Annotated in this window: 18 protein-coding genes; 12 read left to right on the top strand and 6 right to left on the bottom strand. The window is 39.9% G+C overall.

The window, feature by feature from the left end:
• Positions 1-84: 84 nt before the first annotated feature.
• Genes metK through B1C82_RS05290 form a run of 3 tightly spaced genes read left to right on the top strand, consistent with a single transcriptional unit; the run spans position 85 to position 2,562 of the window.
• Positions 85-1,245, top strand: coding sequence for a methionine adenosyltransferase (gene metK / locus B1C82_RS05300; RefSeq protein WP_086446565.1), 1,161 nt, complete (start codon positions 85-87; stop codon positions 1,243-1,245).
• A complete protein-coding gene (locus tag B1C82_RS05295) occupies positions 1,245-2,204 on the top strand; it encodes a transketolase family protein (protein WP_086446564.1) in 960 nt (319 codons plus the stop codon). Before metK ends, B1C82_RS05295 begins: the two co-directional genes overlap by 1 nt.
• A gap of 43 nt (positions 2,205-2,247) precedes the next feature.
• Positions 2,248-2,562, top strand: a complete 315-nt coding sequence (locus tag B1C82_RS05290; RefSeq protein WP_086446563.1) for an ATP-dependent Clp protease adaptor ClpS — start codon at positions 2,248-2,250, stop codon at positions 2,560-2,562.
• 170 nt (positions 2,563-2,732) lie between these two features.
• Here the strand turns inward: B1C82_RS05290 and B1C82_RS05285 are convergent, their stop codons facing one another.
• Both B1C82_RS05285 and lsa23 read right to left on the bottom strand, forming a co-directional pair.
• Positions 2,733-3,908, bottom strand: coding sequence for a MaoC family dehydratase (locus tag B1C82_RS05285; protein ID WP_086446562.1), 1,176 nt, complete (start codon positions 3,906-3,908; stop codon positions 2,733-2,735).
• 74 nt (positions 3,909-3,982) lie between these two features.
• Positions 3,983-4,582, bottom strand: coding sequence for a surface adhesion protein Lsa23 (gene lsa23, locus B1C82_RS05280; RefSeq protein ID WP_086446561.1), 600 nt, complete (start codon positions 4,580-4,582; stop codon positions 3,983-3,985).
• Positions 4,583-4,678: 96 nt separating this feature from the next.
• Here lsa23 and B1C82_RS05275 point away from each other — a divergent pair, with 96 nt between their 5' ends.
• Positions 4,679-6,643 carry a M3 family metallopeptidase gene (locus B1C82_RS05275; RefSeq protein ID WP_199775809.1) on the top strand — a complete coding sequence of 655 codons (1,965 nt, stop codon included), beginning with the start codon at positions 4,679-4,681 and terminating at the stop codon, positions 6,641-6,643.
• Positions 6,644-6,649: 6 nt separating this feature from the next.
• Here B1C82_RS05275 and B1C82_RS05270 read toward each other — a convergent pair whose 3' ends face one another.
• Together B1C82_RS05270 and B1C82_RS05265 are read right to left on the bottom strand one after the other, a co-directional pair.
• A complete protein-coding gene (locus B1C82_RS05270; RefSeq protein ID WP_086446559.1) occupies positions 6,650-6,886 on the bottom strand; it encodes a hypothetical protein in 237 nt (78 codons plus the stop codon).
• A gap of 123 nt (positions 6,887-7,009) precedes the next feature.
• Positions 7,010-7,663 (bottom strand): glutathione S-transferase family protein, encoded by a 654-nt coding sequence (locus tag B1C82_RS05265; RefSeq protein WP_086446558.1) that lies wholly within the window; start codon positions 7,661-7,663, stop codon positions 7,010-7,012.
• A gap of 136 nt (positions 7,664-7,799) precedes the next feature.
• Here B1C82_RS05265 and B1C82_RS05260 point away from each other — a divergent pair, with 136 nt between their 5' ends.
• From B1C82_RS05260 to B1C82_RS05240, 5 genes are all read left to right on the top strand, one after another.
• Positions 7,800-8,582: an SDR family NAD(P)-dependent oxidoreductase gene (locus tag B1C82_RS05260; RefSeq protein WP_086446557.1), complete on the top strand. Its 783-nt coding sequence runs from the start codon at positions 7,800-7,802 to the stop codon at positions 8,580-8,582.
• Between the two features lie 17 nt (positions 8,583-8,599).
• On the top strand, positions 8,600-9,784 hold the full coding sequence (locus tag B1C82_RS05255; protein WP_086446556.1) for a sterol desaturase family protein: 1,185 nt from the start codon (positions 8,600-8,602) through the stop codon (positions 9,782-9,784).
• Between the two features lie 155 nt (positions 9,785-9,939).
• Positions 9,940-11,121, top strand: coding sequence for an acyl-CoA dehydrogenase family protein (locus B1C82_RS05250; RefSeq protein ID WP_086446555.1), 1,182 nt, complete (start codon positions 9,940-9,942; stop codon positions 11,119-11,121).
• An 87-nt stretch (positions 11,122-11,208) separates the two neighbouring features.
• The gene (locus B1C82_RS05245; protein WP_086446904.1) at positions 11,209-13,380 is read left to right on the top strand and encodes a 7TM diverse intracellular signaling domain-containing protein; all 2,172 of its coding nucleotides are present in this window, start codon (positions 11,209-11,211) and stop codon (positions 13,378-13,380) included.
• A 110-nt stretch (positions 13,381-13,490) separates the two neighbouring features.
• The gene (locus B1C82_RS05240) at positions 13,491-14,129 is read left to right on the top strand and encodes an START domain-containing protein (protein ID WP_086446554.1); all 639 of its coding nucleotides are present in this window, start codon (positions 13,491-13,493) and stop codon (positions 14,127-14,129) included.
• Positions 14,130-14,140: 11 nt separating this feature from the next.
• Here the strand turns inward: B1C82_RS05240 and B1C82_RS05235 are convergent, their stop codons facing one another.
• Entirely contained in the window at positions 14,141-15,076 is a 936-nt protein-coding gene (locus B1C82_RS05235; protein WP_234008436.1) for an LIC_11366 family protein, read from the bottom strand.
• 63 nt (positions 15,077-15,139) lie between these two features.
• Between B1C82_RS05235 and asd the strand changes: the two genes are divergently transcribed.
• The 3 genes from asd (at position 15,140) to B1C82_RS05220 (ending at position 18,286) form a co-directional block, all read left to right on the top strand.
• On the top strand, positions 15,140-17,362 hold the full coding sequence (asd, locus tag B1C82_RS05230) for an archaetidylserine decarboxylase (protein WP_086446553.1): 2,223 nt from the start codon (positions 15,140-15,142) through the stop codon (positions 17,360-17,362).
• A 1-nt stretch (position 17,363) separates the two neighbouring features.
• Positions 17,364-17,693: a DUF971 domain-containing protein gene (locus tag B1C82_RS05225; RefSeq protein ID WP_086446552.1), complete on the top strand. Its 330-nt coding sequence runs from the start codon at positions 17,364-17,366 to the stop codon at positions 17,691-17,693.
• 68 nt (positions 17,694-17,761) lie between these two features.
• Positions 17,762-18,286: a hypothetical protein gene (locus tag B1C82_RS05220; RefSeq protein ID WP_086446551.1), complete on the top strand. Its 525-nt coding sequence runs from the start codon at positions 17,762-17,764 to the stop codon at positions 18,284-18,286.
• 33 nt (positions 18,287-18,319) lie between these two features.
• Here the strand turns inward: B1C82_RS05220 and ilvA are convergent, their stop codons facing one another.
• Positions 18,320-19,834 carry a threonine ammonia-lyase, biosynthetic gene (ilvA, locus tag B1C82_RS05215; protein WP_086446550.1) on the bottom strand — a complete coding sequence of 505 codons (1,515 nt, stop codon included), beginning with the start codon at positions 19,832-19,834 and terminating at the stop codon, positions 18,320-18,322.
• Position 19,835 lies beyond the last annotated feature (1 nt).

Genomic DNA, 19,835 nt, shown 5'->3' with positions numbered 1-19,835 from the left:
GACAGTGACGACTTACATAGGTTTATAGTTTTAGGCGGGGAAGATTCTCCCCTTCGAAATAATTTTAACAGGAATTACAATCGAATGTCCCTTCAAGACTTCATCTTTACCTCGGAATCCGTATCGGAAGGACACCCGGACAAGGTTTGCGACCAAATTTCCGACGCAATTCTGGACGCTTATTTAGCTCAGGATCCTAAATCCAGGGTAGCTTGCGAAACTTTAGTGACTACAAACCTAGTGGTAGTTGCGGGGGAAGTAACTAGTAAGGGCAAAATAGACTCGGTAGAGATCGCAAGGAATGTAATCAAGGATATCGGATACAACGATGTTTCTTTAGGTTTTGACGCTGAGTTCGCTGTAGTTTCTTCACATATTCATGCCCAAAGTCCTGACATTTCTCAAGGTGTTACTGAGGGAGAAGGTCTGTTTAAGGAACAAGGTGCGGGTGACCAAGGTTTGATGTTTGGGTTCGCTATCGATGAAACTCCTGAACTTATGCCTATGCCGATCTATTACTCTCACGAGTTAGTTAGACATTTGTCCGGATTACGTCATAACGGTAAATTAAAATGGTTACGTCCGGATGCTAAGTCTCAGGTAACTGTAGAATATAAAAACGGAAAACCTACTCGTATAGATACAGTTGTAATTTCTACACAACATTCTCCTGATGTTTCTCACAAACAAATTGAGGAATCTGTAATTGAAGAATGTATTAAAAAAGTTATTCCTGCGAACTTCTTAAAAGATACGAAATATTTTATCAACCCAACAGGTCAGTTCATCATCGGTGGACCACACGGGGATACTGGTCTGACAGGACGTAAGATCATCGTGGATACATACGGTGGTTACGGAAGACATGGTGGTGGAGCATTCTCCGGAAAAGATCCATCTAAAGTGGACCGCTCCGCTGCTTACATGGGTAGATATATCGCGAAAAACGTGGTAGCTGCAGGTCTTGCTTCTCAGTGCGAGGTGCAATTGGCTTATGCGATCGGTGTTGCTGAGCCAGTTTCGGTTCACGTAGATACTTTCGGAACTGGCAAATTTTCCGAAGAAGAAATCGTAAAAAGAATTAAAGCAAACTTCAAACTAACTCCAAGAGGGATTACTGAATCCTTACAATTATTGGAGAAGGGAAGAAAATACAGGGAAACCGCTGCTTACGGGCATTTCGGAAGAAGTGGAGAGACGTTTACCTGGGAAAGAACTGATAAAGCAGGAGCATTGAAAGGTTAATGGGAGCAGTATCCGCATCTAGCGCAGATCAAAAAGCAACCAGAGACGGTTACGGAGACGCATTGCACGAATTGGGTGCAAGCCGTTCCGATATCGTAGTACTAGACGCGGATCTTTCCGGTTCTACTAAAACCAACAAATTCGCAAAAGCATTTCCAGATCGTTTTTTCAACGTAGGAGTTGCGGAGCAGAATTTAGTTGGTCATGCAGCCGGACTTGCTCTTGCAGGTTATGTTCCATTTGCTTCTTCTTTCGCGATGTTTTTATCCGGAAGAGCCTGGGAAGTGGTGCGTAATAGCATTGTTTATCCTTTCTTAAATGTAAAATTAGTAGCTTCTCATGGTGGAATTACAGTGGGTGAGGACGGAGCTTCTCACCAATGTATCGAAGATTTTGCCACAATGAGAGCCATTCCTGAAATGGTAGTGATCTGTCCTTCCGATTATAACGAAACTAAACAGATCATCCATGCAATTGCAGATTATAAAGGACCGGTTTACGTAAGAGTAGGCCGTCCTAATCTTCCTTTGATCGAAAGAGAAAATTATAAATTCGAGATCGGAAAAGCGGAAGTGATGAGAGAAGGTAAAGATGTTCTTATCATTGCAAACGGTGTTTTGGTAAACGAAGCGATGATAGCTGTTAAAGAACTGGAAGCAGAGGGCATCCAGGCTACTCTTTTGAACATGGCTACCATCAAGCCGATCGATAAAGAAGCTATATTAAAATATGCTAAACTTTGTGGTGCAGTTGTCACTTGCGAAGAGCATAATGTGATTGGAGGATTAGGTTCTGCAGTCAGCGAATTTTTATCCGAAGAACACCCAGTAAGAGTTCTTAAATTAGGAATGAAGGACAGCTTCGGCAAATCCGGCACTTGGTCTGGACTTCTGGATTATTTCGGGCTCAGGTCTAAAAACATAGTGGAACTTGCAAAAAAAGCAGTCCAATCCAAATAACAAATAACCCGGTGTTGAACGCCGGGTGTAAGTTTTTCGTGCCATGCCTAACTCACCCTCGATAGAAGAAATCACCACAGAAGATCCGGTGCAAATCGGCGGACCCTGGAGAGTGGTTTTATGGGATGATAACGAACACACTTACGAATATGTGATCATGATGCTCATGGACATTTGTAAGATGACTCCGGAGCAAGCGTTTAGTCACGCTGTAGAAGTAGATGCCCAGAAAAAGACAGTGGTGTTTGCAGGCGAACTAGAACACGCAGAACATATCCAAGACTTAATCCTGAATTACGGACCAGATCCTTTACTACCAGCCTCAAAAGGCTCTATGAGCGCCACTTTAGAAGGGTGAGACATAGCCCACGCGAAGTCGCTAAGACTCAAAAGAGACGCAGTTTTTTAGGCACGTTGAGACGCGAAGACGCAGAGAGTTTTTAGTTTTACTAATTCCTATAAACCTCTGCGACTCTGTGCCTCCGCGTGAGTCATTACTACACCGCGTCTCTAATATCTCTGCGGCTTTTACTTCTTCTTAACTAAAATCTTTCTTTCGATTTCGAAAATTTTCTCAGGAAGTTTTTCTTTCCCGTGTTTTTTCTTATCGTTCTCTTTTAAGAATAGATCCGCTCCGAATTTTTCGAAAGCATCATTTGCTTTGATGTTTTTCAGACCGATGAACTGAAGATGAACTTCTCCTGCAGGGATTCCGAATTCGGTTCCTCTATCTGTTACAGAAAGAACTCTAGTGATCGCAGTCACAGTGTCTCCGCTGAAGGAAGGTTGAGTATGATATCCTTCGGTGAATCCAAGGTCCCAAATTACATTTTCAGTTACATCTCTGGAAGAAAGTCCGCATAACCATGCGAATACGAGTCCACCATAAACGACAGGCTCTCCACCCATTGGTCCGGAGATTCCAGAAGAGTAAAGTTTATCGTAATGAAGTGGATGAGTGTTTCCAACTCTGTAAGTCCAAGGGAAATGTTCGTCAGTGATTGTTCTTCCGTTTTGGTGGATATAGATCTGACCAGCTGCAAAATTTTCGAAATAAGTATCTGTCCAGGTAGCAGTTTCGAAACCTTTTGGAAATTTTAGCTCAGGAAGTTCGATCACTGGACTATCTGTCTCAGGGAAGAACGCATCTTTGATCACTGGTTTCGGAGTTCCTTTCGGTTTTCCATTAGAGTGATAGATCATGATCTTTCTTTCGTATTGAAGAACTAATTCTTTGTTTTGGTTCAAACAGATTGTACGAACATGAACGATACCTGGTTTATCTGCTCCCTTATCATCAATTTTGTTAATTTTGGTTTTAGCGGAAAGTGTATCTCCTGGATATACAGGTTTCAAGAATTGAACGTCATAGTATCCAAGGTTTGCGAGTGCTTTTTCAGAATCGTTTTGAACTCCCAAAGAAAGTGCTATGTTGAACACCATCAAAGGAGAAACCAATAGATCCTTAAATCCGTGAGCTTGTGCGTAAGGAGCGGAAAGATAAAGTGGATTTGCTTCCATAAATGTGGTAGCAAACTCTTGTGCAAAAGAACGATCGATTGTCAGTTCTCTTGGATGTTCGAAAATTGCACCTTCCGTAAATTCTTCCAGATATCTACCGTAAATGCCCCGTTTTACGGTTCCGGTTTCCACCGGAGTTTTAGGACCTAGTTCCGCGAAGGGGGAAGTAGGGATTTTAGCCATAGTGAGAACTCCTGCTTCGTTTTAAGTTTCTTCCAGGATTTTGAGATCCTCCGCTCGGAAAAGGCTTTTTCCTATCAATAAGTCCCGAAATACCCGTCTAGTTGGCTTCTGGATCCGAAACGAAACTCGGAAATTTGGATCTCTTGTTTCGTGAGCTCTGGATTATTGTCCTTCTCCCCAAACATATGATTCCAAGTGTTTACATAAAGAATCGGCAATGAGTTTCGATTTTCCAAAAGTGTAGAAGAAAGTATTCTATCCTTGTGAACGACTGGGTCTTCTTGGAAAATCTGCTCTCCTGAATAAACATTCTTCAGTTCCAATTGAAAAGTTTTGGCATCAGGTTCCAGTCTGACTATAAATGATTCAATGTCGTAGGTCCTACCATAACGGATCCTTCTGTAAATCCTGTAAAAAAAATCCTTCCAAGTGCTTGGATGGATCTCATCTCTGAAAACCAGGCTAATCTCCCATTCAAATCCAATAGGAGTGATATTTGCCTTACAATAGATCCCTACCAGATCATTCCCCGTCTGTACATCTATCTCAGGCTGTGATAAAACGAATAGATCCAACTTGGGACAGATGCCTTCCATAGTTTGGAATACGGGCAAGGGGGGACTCGAGCAGCTCAAATAAAGAAAGAATAGAGGTATAAGAAGATAAGATTTCATGAGAGGGCCGGAATGGAGGAATTCGAATCAGTTTTTCAATCTTGTCAAGATGGAAAATAGGTGCTTTTCCATTCGGGAAGAGAAAGTCTGGAATCGATGAGTTCCTCAGTTCTATTCAAAGAATTTCCCCAAATTGCACTTTCTGCTCAAAAAGAGAAGGTGAGAGAAAAGATACAAAACACTAAGAAGGTTTTGGAAGAAGTTTTACAGAAGAAAGACGTAAATTACGAGTCCATAATACGTCCCCTAAATAATTCAATGGAAGAATTGCAGGAAGAGTTCACTGTACTTTCCCACCTAAATAGTGTTAAGAATAGTGAAGAAACCCAAGAACATTATACCGAAATCCTTCCAGAGATCACAGAATTTTATACTGAGCTCGGTCAAAACGAAGAATTATTCAAATTATACTCTCAAATTTATGCCAATGAGAAGTTGAGCTTAGACAGGCCTAAAAACAAAGTTTTAGAAGACGCAATCTTACAATTCAAACTAGGTGGAGTTGGACTTCCCGAAGATAAAAAAAATCGTCTACAAGAAATACAACTTAGGCTGTCGGATCTTTCTAATCAATTTTCTCAAAATCTTTTAGACTCTACAAATTCTTTCGAAATGAAAATCGAATCGGAAGAAGATGTAAAAGAAATCCCCGAATCAGACAAGGCATTATACAAAAACGAAGACGGGACTTATACATTCACTCTTCAATTTCCGAGTTATAATTGTTATATGACTTACGGAAGTAATCGTTCCAAAAGAGAAGAATTATATAAAGCATATGTAACTCGTGCCCCCGGGAACGGAAAAATATTAGAAGAGATCCTGGCTCTAAGAGATGAGTCTGCAAAATTACTCGGATATAAAAATTACGCAGAATCTTCTTTGGCCACTAAGGTAGCAGATTCTCCAGAGCAGGTATTGGACTTCCTACAGAAAATTGGAAAACTTGCAAAACCTGTAGCGGAGAAGGAAATCTCTGCACTCAAAAAGTTTGCGGAAACAATTGGCATTCCAGACTTCCAAGCATTTGACAGCGCTTATGTTTCGGAGAAGTTAAAGAAGAAGGACTATGATTTTGATGAAGAACTAACTCGTCCTTATTTCGAAAAGAATACTGTGGTAAAAGGAACCTTCTCCTTTTTGGAAAAACTCTTAGGATTAAAATTCGAAAAAACGAATGCTCCCATTTGGGATCCTAAAACAGAAGTTTATCATGTGAAAAACGGCTCGGAAATTATTGCAAGACTCTATCTGGACCTGGAATCTAGAAAAGACAAACAGGGCGGCGCCTGGATGAATCATTGGGAAACTAGAAATAGACTTTCCGGTAAAACGATCCTGCCTTCTGCATTCGTGGTTTGTAATTTTCCTCCTTCTAAGGATTCTGCTCCTTCTCTCTTAAATCATTCGGATGTAGTTACATTTTTCCATGAGATGGGACATGCACTCCATCATCTATGCGCAAAAATAGAAGAACCTCCTGTGAGCGGAATCAACGGAGTAGAATGGGACGCAGTGGAATTTCCTTCACAGTTTTTGGAAAATTTTGCTTATGAACCGGAAGTCTTAGACTTCTTCGCTTTCCATTATGAAACAGGAAAACCAATCCCTAAGGAACTCGCTCGAAAGTTAAAGGATACTAAAAACTTTTTGGCTGCAATGGGAGTAGTTCGACAGCTAGAATTCGGGATTTTTGATATAAGGATCCATCTGCAGAAATATTCGGAAGGGGAAGTGCAGAATATTCTGGATACCGTTCGAAAAGAAGTCAGCGTTCTTTTTCCTCCTGGATATAACAAGTTCCAGAACGGATTTGGGCATATTTTCTCAGGAGGATACGCAGCAGGATATTATAGCTATAAATGGGCGGAACTATTAGCAGCGGATGCTTTTTTTGCATTTAGATCCAAGGGAATTTTTGATGCTGATCTTGCTCTAAAATATAGAACCGAGGTTTTGGAAAAAGGAGGCTCCGAAAACGCGATGGTGCTATTTAAACGTTTTCTGGGAAGAGATCCTGAGCCAGATGCTTTATTAAAACTCTATGATTTAGTGGCCTGAAAAACTTTAAGAAAGTTTTTTGCGGAAGCTTTGAAGCAATTGTTCCGTACCTGAAAGTAGCAATTCTACTTGGTCGGAATCGATATTATAGACCACATTCGTCTTTAAAGAATCTTTAAAGGCGTTTGCATCTATCGTTTTCTGATCGTAACTATCCTTTAAAAAATTGTACCATCCGGCTAGGATCACTTTTAAGTGAGGAAGTTCTTTGATAGGGACCGAAATGACTTTCTCTGCTTCCATAAAGACCACCAGCAAGTTAATTTGCGAACCGAACCAGTCAACCAGATTTTTTGTAACTAGGTTTGATCCGAATTTTTCTCAAGGAAAAACGCGGCGCACAAAAGTCTGAGATTTAGATCCGCTCTATTTGCGGAGTCTTTTTAAAGCTTTCATCACGACTGACTTAGGCTTGTCCACTTTAGCTGCATTTGGATTTTGCATCATCATATCCAGATATGCTTGTAATCCTGGAATTTCGAAAAGTGGATTCGGAGAGATCCAATCTGCGATATGATCGTTTATGATCTGAAAGGTGGCAAACGCAGAACAGTCTGCTGCAGTGAATTTTTTCCCTGCTATATAAGGAGAAAATTTTGCCACTCTGGAAAGCGCTCTTGCTCCCTTTTGAATGGAGAGTCTGGTGAGTTCCACAGTTTCAGGTGAGATTGTTTTTCCTTCTACAATTGATTCATACAATCTGCGGGCTGGAATATCTATATAATTTTCTATGAATGATATAATCGTTCTAACTTCGGCTGCTTCGAATGGATCCGCCGGGATTAAACGTTTAGTATTAGGATAGGCATCATCCAAAAATTCCAGAATTGCTTGGGACTCCACCAGATACTTTCCATCTACTTCTAAGTAGGGGATTTTTCCCATTGGGCTTTTTTGTAGGAACTCCTCGTCTTGAGAGAAAGGAGTGCGGATTTCTTCGAACTCCAAACCTTTTTCCAAAAGTGCCAATTTGACCTTATTCGTATAATTGCTGATCGGGTAACCGTGTAGTTTTATCATAAGCGACAAGAGTATGCGCTATTACTGCGCTTAAGGTAAAGCTTTTTTCAATTTCTACTTTCCTGAAAGGAAATCCAAATCTAAAATTGGCAGCGAAAAAACAGATACACTCTTTCAATAAGGAATCTTATCAATCATGAAAAAAACAGCATTAATTACCGGAGCAAGCGTGGGCATCGGTTATGAAATTTCGAAATTAGCCGCTAAAGATGGTTACGATCTAATACTCGTAGCAAGAAATCTCAAAACCCTAAACTCAGTAAAAAAGGAAATGGAAAGTTTAGGCGCGAATGTAGAAATCCTTTCCGCAGATTTATCCGATCCAAAGTCTCCCAAAAAGATTTACGACTTCGCCAAAAAGAAAAAAGCGATCGTAGATCTTTTAGTAAATAATGCAGGCTTTGGGACAAACGGAAAATTCCATTCTTTGGATTTGAAAGAAGAATTGGATCTCATCCAAGTCAATGTGACTTCGCTTGTGGAATTAACTCATCTGTTCTTAAAGGACATGAGAGAAAGACATTCAGGAAAAATTTTAAATGTGGCTTCTACTGCTGCCTTCCAGCCTGGACCTATGATGACGAATTATTATGCATCCAAAGCTTACGTTCTATTTTTCTCAGAAGGACTTGCGGAAGAAGTTCGTAAAGACGGGATCAATGTTACCTGTCTTTGTCCAGGTCCAACTAAAACTGAATTTTTCAAAAGAGCAGAAATGGACAAGTCTGCGATCTTAAATAGTAGTCTTGTTCCGAAAGCAGATGCGGCTTATGTTGCCAAGGTCGGTTACCAGGGTGTGAAGGCAGGTAAGGCTGTTGTGATCTCCGGAGTGGCAAACAAGGTAATGGCACAATCTATCAGGATCAGCCCTAGGTTCCTCGTCCGTAAATTAGCAAAATTCTTAAATACAGTAAATTAAAGAGAAGAGTGTGGGATATGCAAGAAACGATTTTGGACAAGGCGGTTCCTTTTTTCCTGGGACTGGCCGTGATAGAATTTATTTGGGGAAGAAAAAAATCAGTTTATAGATGGAATGATTCTGTTTCTGATCTGGCAACTGGAATTTTATACTCTTTTACCGGAGTCATAATCACTTTAGGGGCCATTCTTCTATATGATAAAATTAGAATATACTATTCAGTCCAAACTCTTTTCAATCTAGGCGAATTTCCATCTTCTTCTCCGCTGATAAGAACTGCGGAGGGTTGGCAATTTAACCTAGAATCGTTTCTTGCATGGACATTCGTCTTGCTTGCAGTAGATTTTATTTATTATTGGTTTCATAGGGCAACTCATGAGATCCATTTTTTGTGGGCCTGTCATGTTACCCATCATTCCAGCGAAGAATTTAATCTAACTGTGGCACTTCGCCAATCCATGTTCCAAAGGATTTTTGAATATGCTTTCAATCTTCCTTTGGCTTTGCTCGGAATTCCTTGGTGGATGTTCTTTATTTGTCATGGGATTTTGAAGATTTATCAATTCTGGGTCCATACTCGATTGATCGGTAAGCTGGGCTGGATGGAAAAAGTGCTTTTAACTCCTTCTCACCATAGAGTCCATCATGGGCGTGATCCTGAATATTTAGATAAGAATCACGGAGGTATACTCATACTCTGGGATCGTTGGTTTGGAACATACGCGGAAGAGAAGAAGGAGCCGATCTACGGATTAACGGAACCTCTTCCTACATTCAATCCTATCTGGGCAAATTTGCATGTGTACATTTCTCTTTGGAATTTAGTGAAGGTTACTCCTAACTGGAAAGATAAACTTCTTCTTCTAATCAAAAAGCCTGACTGGAGACCAGATTCACTTGGAGGAGAGAAGAAGGTCCCTGAAATAAACAGGACCACTTATACAAAATTCGATCCGATCATTTCTAATTCCAGAAAAGTATATGGAGTTTTGCAGTTTATTCTTCTTGCTGGACTTTCCGTATATCTATTGAAGCTTATAAAATTGGGAAAGATGTCTTTGGTTTTATATTCAGTCTTTGGAGTTTGGTTTTTCTTTGCATTTTTAAGTTTAGGCCTTGTATGGAACGGAAGAACTAAAATGGAAAAATGGGAAGTTCTGAAGTTCGTATTGTTAGGTGTTCTAGTTTGGAATCTAAAATAAGATTTTAGATCGCTTCCTTTAGTTCGTGTAACAAACAATCGATTTATTCTATTAGGCGAAGTGAAAAGCTTCGCTTGATCTATCCATACCTTATTCTAAAGATTGCCTAGGAATCAATATCCGAATTTGAAAAAGAATATCATTGGGAGGCAAGCTTGAATTCACCGCTTCAATTCGAATTACCAGAGGAATTACAACAACTCAGAGATCTGGTCAGGGACGTAGTCAGGAAAGAAGTCGTTCCGAACAGAATGCATTACGACGAAAATAACGAGTATCCGAAAGCTATTTTACAAAAATTTAAAGAAGCAGGATTATACCAGGCGTTGTTCGATGAGGAACATGGCGGGCTAGGTTATGGAATGATGGGAGGTATCGTCCTCGCAGAGGAAGTTTCTTGGGGATGTTTAGGAGTCAACACTGCTTTCACTTCTACAAAACTAGGAGCTTTGCCAATCGATGTGGGCGGAACCAAGGCTCAAAAAGACAAATGGCTTCCACTTCTTGCTTCTGGAGAAAAGACTGCTGCATTCGGTTTGTCAGAACCAGGAGCAGGTTCAGATGTTCCAGCAATGGCGACTACTGCTGTGAAAAAAGGGGACCGTTATGTTTTAAACGGAACCAAACAATGGATCAGTAGTGCTGGTCAGGCCGATATCTATACTGTATTTGCTATGACTGATAAAGACAGGGGCCCAAGAGGGATTTCTTGTTTTATCATAGAAAAAGGAACGAAAGGATTTTCCTTCGGAAAAAAAGAAGATAAATTAGGGATCAGATGTTCTGAAACAAGACAGCTTATTATGGAAGACTGCGAGATCCCTGAAGAAAATCTTTTGGGTGGAAAAGAGAATATGGGATTCTTACATGCTTTTAAGACACTCATTCTCTCTAGACCTGCAGTTGCTGCGGGAGCGGTTGGTTTAATGCAAGGTGCATTTGATGCAGCAATTGAATATGCAAGAGAAAGAGAGCAGTTTGGAACTACAATAGCTTCTTTCCAAGCAATCCAACACATGCTTGCTGATATGGCTATCAAGATCGAAGGTTCCAGACTTTTGACTTACAAAGCAGGGGTGTATGCAGAGACTTTCCACAAAGACGCTGCAAAATTTTCTGCAATGGCAAAATGTTACGCCTCTGATTCTTCTGTACAAGTTGCTTCGGATGCGGTGCAAATTTTCGGCGGATACGGATACACCAAAGAATATCCTGTAGAAAAATTTTATAGGGACGCTAAAATCCTACAGATCTATGAAGGCACAAGCCAGATCCAGAGGAACGAAATAGCCGCAGGATTGATCAAAGACGCGGCATCCAAAAGTAAAAAAGGCTAAAATCCTCTTTTAGTCTCCGGAAGGAGAATTTTGACTTGCTTGCCGATCAGGTACGGGCAAACTTTTCCCTCCGGTTTTTTAGAAAGAGTGAAAGGGTTTTTGTACATCCAGAATTTTTCGACTTGGAGAATTTTTCGTAAACTCTCGTTCATTTTTTTTACTCTGTCTATTTGTAGTCCCATTTTTGCATTCGATCCTTCTTCTCTTCCTTACGATGGGATTTCTTTGGTCCCACATGCGGAGGTCTGGGCGGATGAAGAGGGGGATACTAATTTCGAAAAAATGCAAAAGAAGGAATTTTATCCACTTTCTTCTGCAAGTTTAGGATATTCAGACCAAGCTCATTGGTTCAAGATTCCTCTTGAAAACAAATCTTCTCATTCAGTTTCCTGGATTTTGGAAATCCATTATAGCCAATTGGACAAGGCAGAGCTATATCTGGCTTCCAAAGGAGACAAGGTTTTGTTTCGAGGTGGGGACAGAATTCCTTTCAGCGAAAGACCTATCCAGTATAGATTCCCAAGTTTTCCCTTAGAGTTAAAAGCAGGGGAAAAGGACACAGTTTATCTAAGGATCCAGACTAAAAGTTCCGTGAATTTTGCTGCGTTTGCCTATAAGTCAGAAGACTTTTTTTCCAATATAAGCAATGAGCAGATATTACTTGGGATCTATTTCGGATCTCTTTTGGTAATGGCTTTATACAATTTGTTTTTGTTCTTATCTACAAAGGAAAAAACGTACTTAGCATTCTTTGGTTATGTTGGTGCAGGAGTTCTCGCCCAATGGTCACTTCATGGATATTCTTTTCAATTTTTCTGGCCAAATTCTGTGGTTTGGGCAAGTCATATCATCACTTCTTTTACATTTTTAGTTTCCGGGACCACTGCGGACTTTATTCGTTTTTATTTCGATGCTCCTAATAATTATTCGAATTCCAATAAGATCTTAAAAGGAATATCGATTTTATCTTATGTGTTAGTGGTGGTTGGATATTTTTTTCCATTCGGATTTGCATTAGCTCTTTATGTGTTTCTGTCTACGATCACATTGGTCGCGATCTTATATCTGGGCTTCCAGGGATTTTCCAGAAATTTAAGACCTGCACTTTTCTTTTTGGGGGCTTGGCTTGCTTTAGTTACCGGAGCATTCGTATTTGTTTTAAGATTCTCGGGAATCATTCCTCATACAATCTCTTTGGCTTATTGGGGAGTAGAGATCGGGACAGCAATGCATATTCTTCTTTTGGCATTAGCCTTAGCGGATAGAGTGAATGATCTTTCTAAAAATCTTTCTTCTAAGGTAGAAGATCTCAATGAGGCGAAACAAGCAATCGAACAATCCGAGCTTCGTTTTAGGAATTTATTTGAAGGAGCAGAAGAACTTCTTCTTACATTGGACCAAGAAGGAAATATTAAGGACGCAAACCGTACTCTTTCAAGACTCACAGGTCATAAACCCGCTGAAGTAGAAGGTAAAAATTTCTTAGATCTGATCTATACTCTGGATACTCAAGAAGGTTATATCGTACTTCTTCTTGCAAAAGAAAAATTAGAAGAACATTTGAGAACAAGAAAGACAGTCGAATTCCATTCAGAGTTCAAACAGAAATATGTAATGGAGCCTAAACCGGTAAAGATTCGTCTTCAATCTTTCGAGAGTGAGGCTGGAAGAAAAGTATTAGGTAAAGTTTCTGAGATTTCGGAAGACATTCTTTCTCGATTCCTAATCTCTGAAAGTATGCATTTTACTGTGAATAATTATCTTAGAAATGCTGATATATTAAGTAGGCAACTTACATCTAATTTAAGTCAATTTGCAGGTTCCGAAGTGATCACTGCAATTCGAACCTGTCTTAGAGAAGTTTTGATCAACGCGATTGAACATGGAAACTTGGGGATTAGCTTTGATGAAAAAACGGATGCAATGAAGTCCGGAAATTATATGGAGTTCATCCAAAAAAGGCAAAGAGAGGCATTTTACGGGGCGAGGAACGTAAAAGTGGCTTATTCCCTGAATTCTAAACGAATCGGATTCGAGATAGAGGATGAGGGAGACGGTTTCGATTTTAAGAAGATGTTAAATTTGGACGGAGAAAAACTGAATGAGGAAAGTTATACTCATGGCCGCGGGATTATGATGACTCGAAAAGTTTTCGACGTGGTTAAGTTTAATGATAAAGGAAATAAAGTCCTTCTGATCAAATATCTCCAAAAACCTCTCAAATACAAAAGAGAACCCAGTTCTTTAGATATTGATTAATATTTACGAACTTATAGAATTCCATCCAATTTTACGGTTGATCTGATCCGAGATCCGGTTAAATCATTGGTTCGAATTAGAGCCAGTCGCCAAGAGGTTTAACCATTCTTATGAAACATTTATATTTGATTGTATTTCTTTTGATCCCGATGCAGTTATTTTCTTGGGATTTAGAGAAGGAGAAAAACGGGATCACTGTTCATACCAGAGAAGTGGAAGGTTCCGAATTAAAGGAATTCCGTGGTAAAACAAAATTGAAAGCGGATCTTAATACCGTTGTTTCTTTAATAGAAGACAATCCGAATTACGTGACTTGGTTCAAAGATTGTAAGCACGCGGAAGCAGTAAAAGTTTTGAACCCGAGAGAAAAGTATATTTATATCCAAAATGGTGCACCTTGGCCAGTAAATGATAGAGACTTTGTGGTCCATACGGTTTTTAGTCAGGACAAAACTACTGGAACTGTGACCTATACGATTCGATCTATTCCAAATATAGTTCCGGAGAAAAAAGGACTCGTGAGAGGAACGCTCAAAGGTTTTTGGAAATTGGTACCTGCTGGGGATGAAATAGAGGTTACCTACCAGATTTTAAGCGACCCAGGTGGAAGTATCCCAAGCTCTATCGCAAATTTTGTAGTGGTCGATATTCCTTACGAAACATTAAGGAAAATGAAGGAGAAGGTGACCGAATCTAAATATATCAATTCTCCTAAACATCCTGATTTGATCCTTCCCGTTTCTAAGTGAGTATTAGGATTTTATAATTTATAATTCACACCGAAAAACAGTCCGCCATATGCGGACTGCATATCCAACTTTCTGGAATATTGATTGGATAATAATATATTGTCTTGGTTTGCAGATTCGGTTAGAGGTGTAAGTCTTCCGTCCTGTCTTACATAGAAGGAAGCAGCATCTCCGTTAAAGGAACCATCAAAGGAAGTAATATTAATCCAAGCCAAATAGGTTCCGAAACTTAAGCTGACCCTTTCATTGATTGGATGGATTAAGGAACCTTCTAATCTGAACTCTAACCCGCTTCCTCGCATATTTCCATTTTGCTGGAAATAATCTTTTCCGTCTGTGGCGTAACCTTTTGTTATCCACAATGCTCTTGTGATCCCGAGACCGAGCCCGGTTTCCCAACGAAAATACCTGTTTAGTCTACCTTCTTGCCAGACCATTCCTAGAAGATAAAAACTTTCCATTTGGAAATCTAGTTTAGTATAAAATGGTTCAGAGGTTAGATTCGTGAGATAAAATGGATCGAAATATCTATATCCGCCTATCATTCCGATCTTAAAGTTTTCACTTAGCCTGGTTCTTGCTAAAAATTCTCCTTGGATACTTCCTCTTGTGTTCTCCTGCTTTGTTTGGCTTGCAACGAGAGGGTTTAGATTCGAGCTAAAACCATTTAAATTCTGATCGAATCTGTTCGGTCCTCTCATTCCAAAGCCGAATCTGGCTCCGAATTCCCAGGTATCAGGAGTTTCAGAAGTCCTGTTTTCAGCCATTTCCTTCAGTTTAGGTGTGGTTGTGACGTTTTCTTCTGCACCTAAAGAGATCATTCCGAATAGGATACCGGTTAGGATGATAGAATAGAAACTTACTCTTCTTCCTTTGAGAGGCGACCGCTTTTTAAAAAGGAGTGGTTTTGGGACTGGACGCGTGAAAACTGTGTTGGAGCCCGGCATGCTAGCAGAATTTTCCGGGCCTAGAATTGTAAAAGCCTTTATTTTAAGGAAAGATTGATTGGGATGCTGACTACTAAACTATTTCCGTTTCTGGATTTGGATCTTCTAAAACCATATTTTTACTTTTTAGTTTTTATAGGGTTGTACCTTACCTTCCGTTTGAAGTTTCCTCAAGTCCGGTTCCTATTTTTAGCGTTTAAAATTTTTTCCGGGAACATGGACTATAAAGGTTCCCGAGGACGTTTGGTACATTCTCAAGCATTCTACGCCGGAACAGGCTCCTCTTTACTTCCTGGAGCTGTTCTTGGATCTGCACTTGCGTTGGTATTAGCTGGTCCAGGAGTTCTAATTTGGATCTGGCTTTCTAGTTTTCTGATCATGCCGCTTCGTTTTGTTTCTTCTACACTTGCGATCCGATTCAGGATCAAGTTGGAAAGCGGAAGATATCTTTCAGGTCCAATGTATTTTATAGAAAAAGCGCTTAGAGCTAGATGGCTTGCTATTGCTTTTTCTTTGGCATGTTTATTAACCGTACTTTCTATGGGAAGTGCGATGCCTATTCTAGGAGCTTCCTTCCTAGCGCAAAATGGACTGGATATCCAGGGGATGACTGTTCCGTTTTTAGTCTCTATCATTGTAGTATTCGTAGTATTAGGTGGGATCAGAAGGATCGGAAGAGTTTCTTCTTATATTGCTCCAATAGGTCTAATTTTATTTTTCTTAAGTTATGTTCTTTTATTTAGAGATCATTTAGGGAATTTTTATGGATTTCTTGAAGCAGTCTTTAATGAAGCAATGCAACCATTCTCCTTGCTGCTTGGAGGAGGATTTTCTCTCGCAAGGATTTTTAGCACTGGAACGGGAATGTTCTTCTTATCCACGGAAACCGGAATAGGAAAGAGTGCGGGAGTAGCCGGGGTGGTGCGCACTGATTCCGCTGCAAAACAGGGAATCGTGAGCATGCTTGCTACATTCTTCGAAGGATTTGTGATCTCCACTTTAGTGATCTATGCATTATTCTCTTTCGGAGTTAAGGACCTTGAGTCGGTCAAAAATTTCTTATCGGTATTAATAAACGGTCCTACGGATCCCGCAAGACTCGCTTTGATTGCTTCCTTCTTGTTATTCTCTATCGTTGCTATCTCCGGCTGGTTCTATACCGGAGAACAAAATGCTAGATATATCTTCGGAGAAAAATTCGCAAACGCGTATCGTATCTTATTCGTAGCTTCTTTACTTGGTTCCGCATATGCTTATGTTCAATATGGAGAAGAATTCTTATTACAAGTATTCGGTATCGGTTATGGGCTTGCACTTATTACTGCGGTTCCTGTGCTCATCAGCTTAGTTCTTTTAGCTAAAGTTGCTCAAGCAGAACTCAGAAAATTCTTAGAGGGTGGGGCACATTACGAAATCTTTAAGGATTTTTACCTTCTTCTTCTTTCCATCCTTCCTAAAAATCTTGTGTCTTTGCTATTCGGTATTTTAGCTTCTTTGAGGCTGCCTAGATTTATAATGATCCCGATCTTAAAGGCATTTGCAAAAGCTTATAAGATCAATTTGAATGAAGCCGAATTGGAGATCCAAGAGTATAATTCTTTAAACCAGTTTTTCACCAGGGCATTAAAAGCAGAAGCGAGGATTATTGATTCTGCGGAGAATGCACTTGTTTCTCCTGTGGATGCTAAGATCACGGGTTTTGGAGATATCGATGATCAAGTAATTATACAAGCGAAAGGTGTGGATTATAACCTGAAGGAATTGATCGGAGGAGATAAGTATCTTTCTAAATTCCAAAATGGAAAATATATTACATTCTACCTTTCTCCCCAGGATTATCATAGGATACATTCTCCTGCATATGGAAGAATATTAGGATATTATTATGAACCTGGAAAACTGTTCCCAGTAAATGAATTGGCGGTTTTCGGGATCAGGGGACTTTTTCCTAAGAATGAAAGATTGATCACATTCTTACAGACCGAATACGGACTTGTGGCAGTGATCAAAGTTGGAGCTTCTAACGTTGGTCGTATACGCGTTACTTACGATAAGAAGATCATCACGAATACTCTTATCAGAACAACCAAAGAAGAAGATTATAAAGATGTTTCTATCATGATCGAGAAAGGTGCGGAACTAGGCAGATTCGAAATGGGTTCCACTGTGATCCTGATCTTAGAAAGAGATACTTTCGATTTTACTGAACTTCCTCTGAACGAAAAGGTCACTTACGGGACCACAATAGGAACTTTCAGAAAACAGGTTTTAAAACTTCCTAGATAATATGAGTCTTAGTTTAAAAGCGACTACCCCAGAAAACATAGAATTCGATGAGAATATTCTAAAAATAGAATGGAAAGACGGAGTTATCTCCGAATTTCCTCTATTAGAACTCAGGAAAAGATGCCCTTGCGTTGTTTGCAAAGGTGGCCACGGGGGAAAAGTAGGAGCAACTACAGGCGGGATCAAAGACGCCAAATTATTGTCTTTTTCCAAAGTAGGAAGATACGCTATCAATCTGGTTTGGGGAGATTATCATAATACAGGCATTTACAGCTTCGATTCTCTCAGATTATATGCTCAGGGGGAACCTGGGGATCTAGGAATTCCTTGATTCAGTCTCAAAACCCTCTTTCAAACTAAAATATGCTCTTTTCGAAACCGAAATTAATAAAAGGCATCATGGAGAGAGACAAAAGGGTGATCTTAAAATATTTACATCGGATCCTTTTTGTTTTTCTGATATTCTCTGCATTTGTCTCCCTCTCTCCGGAAAAGAAGAAGGAGCCGAATTCTCCTCTCAATCTTACCATTCCTTTCGATTGGTTTCCAATGGAACCTTTTGCAGGAGGGATTTTTGCAGCAAAAGATTATAATGAATCCGCAAGTGTACTCATCACACGAAAAGAATTAACTGAAAGTATAGATCACGGTGCATTCAATCAAGACTTCCAGATAGGGATCATAGATTCTATTAAAAAAGGAAATGGCAGAATTATTGAATTCGGGGAATTGGAAGTAGCAAGTCGTCCAGCTTTCCGAGTTTATTATAAGGATAAGGGAAGTAATCTTCATATTCTGCACATCACTCTGTTTAAGGAAAATGTAATGTACGGTATCATGTTCTTTTGCCTGGGAGAAGATCCCGGCCGAAGATATGATGTGCAAAAAATGGTGAAGAAAGCCTATTTTAGAGTAGATACCTGAGAATTTAGCAACGGTCCCTAATACCAATTTTAATCAAACACTGTGTAAAAACATTTTATAAGCAGGATTATCTGTTTCTTCTTCGTAAGGATAACCTAGGCTTTTGAGTCTCTCCCTAAAACCTTCTCTATCGGAGTAAGGAACTTGAAATCCCACTAATACCCGCCCATAGTCAGCTCCATGATTTCTATAGTGGAATAATGTAATATTCCAATTAGTTCCGACAGACTCTAAAAATTTTAATAATGCACCCGGACGTTCCGGGAATTCACATCTTAGAATGATCTCGTCTTTTAGTTCCGAGACTCTTCCTCCTACCATGTATCTTATATGGATCTTCGCGGTTTCATTCGTGCTAATGTCCAATACCTCATAACCTAATGATTCTAATTCGGAAATTACCTTTTCTTTTTCAGAAGAAACTTTCAGTTTTAAACCGACGAACACATGCGCCTGTTTATCTGTGGCATATCTATAATTGAATTCAGTGATGATCTTATTTCCCAAGGTCTGGACAAATTTTAGATAACTTCCTGGTTTTTCCGGAATGGTAACTCCGAGTAGAATTTCCCTGGATTCTCCGATCTCAGCTCTTTCTGCCACATGTCTGAGCCTATCAAAATTCATATTGGCGCCACTATTGATAGCGATAAGTGCACCTTTTCGATTTGGGTTTTGATTTGCGTAAGATTTTAAACCTGCGAGAGATAACGCGCCTGCTGGTTCCGCAATAACCCTCATGTCTTCGAATATATCTTTAACGGCAGCACAGATCTCGTCTGTGTTAGCTACTAAAACGTTGTCCAAGAGTTCTTTACAAATCTTGAATGTTTCTTCACCTGCCTGTCTGACTGCAACCCCGTCTGCAAATAGCCCAACTCTTTCTAAGATTACTCTTTTGCCAGCGGAGATTGCTTCTTTCATGGAGGCTGCGTCGGAAGGTTCTACTCCTATTACTTTGATCTCAGGTCTTAAAAATTTAATATAAGAAGCAACACCTGCGGCCAAACCACCTCCGCCGATTGGAATAAAAACGGCTTCGATAGGATTAGGATACTGCTGTAATATTTCTAAACCAACTGTGCCTTGTCCTGCAATCACTTCCGGATCGTCATAAGGATGAATAAATTTTAGTCCCTTCTCCTTTTCTAATTTTCTAGCGTGGGAGTATGCTTCATCAAAAGTATCTCCATGTAGAACGATCTCTGCACCGAAATATTGGACTGCTTCTATTTTGATGGATGGGGTAGTGATAGGCATTACGATGATTGCCTTGATCCCTAATTTTTGGGCAGAGAGTGCAACTCCTTGTGCATGATTTCCTGCCGATGCACAGATCACTCCGGATCTTTTTTCTTCTGAGGAAAGTCTGGAAATTAGATTATATGCTCCCCGGATCTTAAAGGAGAAGATTGGTTGTAAGTCCTCCCTTTTTAATAGAACCGAAGAATTTAATCTTTGGCTCATTCGGATCATTGAGTCCAAGGGAGTATGGACTGCGACGTCGTACACTCTCGCATCTAAAATTTTGCGGATATAATCTATCACT

The organism is Leptospira venezuelensis, from assembly GCF_002150035.1.
Taxonomy (GTDB): domain Bacteria; phylum Spirochaetota; class Leptospiria; order Leptospirales; family Leptospiraceae; genus Leptospira_B; species Leptospira_B venezuelensis.
The sequence above is the reverse complement of the archived record's forward strand: the minus strand, read 5'-3'. Positions and strand labels throughout refer to the sequence as shown.

Excerpts from the sequence above, each read along its gene's own strand:
- metK (WP_086446565.1), top strand. The coding sequence starts at position 85 with ATGTCCCTTCAAGACTTCATCTTTACCTCGGAATCCGTATCGGAAGGA.
- B1C82_RS05235 (WP_234008436.1), bottom strand. The coding sequence starts at position 15,076 with ATGCCGGGCTCCAACACAGTTTTCACGCGTCCAGTCCCAAAACCACTC.
- B1C82_RS05285 (WP_086446562.1), bottom strand. The coding sequence starts at position 3,908 with ATGGCTAAAATCCCTACTTCCCCCTTCGCGGAACTAGGTCCTAAAACT.
- B1C82_RS05225 (WP_086446552.1), top strand. The coding sequence starts at position 17,364 with ATGAGTCTTAGTTTAAAAGCGACTACCCCAGAAAACATAGAATTCGAT.
- B1C82_RS05240 (WP_086446554.1), top strand. The coding sequence starts at position 13,491 with ATGAAACATTTATATTTGATTGTATTTCTTTTGATCCCGATGCAGTTA.
- B1C82_RS05295 (WP_086446564.1), top strand. The coding sequence starts at position 1,245 with ATGGGAGCAGTATCCGCATCTAGCGCAGATCAAAAAGCAACCAGAGAC.
- lsa23 (WP_086446561.1), bottom strand. The coding sequence starts at position 4,582 with ATGAAATCTTATCTTCTTATACCTCTATTCTTTCTTTATTTGAGCTGC.
- B1C82_RS05260 (WP_086446557.1), top strand. The coding sequence starts at position 7,800 with ATGAAAAAAACAGCATTAATTACCGGAGCAAGCGTGGGCATCGGTTAT.
- B1C82_RS05220 (WP_086446551.1), top strand. The coding sequence starts at position 17,762 with ATGGAGAGAGACAAAAGGGTGATCTTAAAATATTTACATCGGATCCTT.
- B1C82_RS05265 (WP_086446558.1), bottom strand. The coding sequence starts at position 7,663 with ATGATAAAACTACACGGTTACCCGATCAGCAATTATACGAATAAGGTC.
- B1C82_RS05290 (WP_086446563.1), top strand. The coding sequence starts at position 2,248 with ATGCCTAACTCACCCTCGATAGAAGAAATCACCACAGAAGATCCGGTG.
- B1C82_RS05270 (WP_086446559.1), bottom strand. The coding sequence starts at position 6,886 with ATGGAAGCAGAGAAAGTCATTTCGGTCCCTATCAAAGAACTTCCTCAC.
- B1C82_RS05275 (WP_199775809.1), top strand. The coding sequence starts at position 4,679 with ATGAGTTCCTCAGTTCTATTCAAAGAATTTCCCCAAATTGCACTTTCT.
- asd (WP_086446553.1), top strand. The coding sequence starts at position 15,140 with ATGCTGACTACTAAACTATTTCCGTTTCTGGATTTGGATCTTCTAAAA.
- B1C82_RS05255 (WP_086446556.1), top strand. The coding sequence starts at position 8,600 with ATGCAAGAAACGATTTTGGACAAGGCGGTTCCTTTTTTCCTGGGACTG.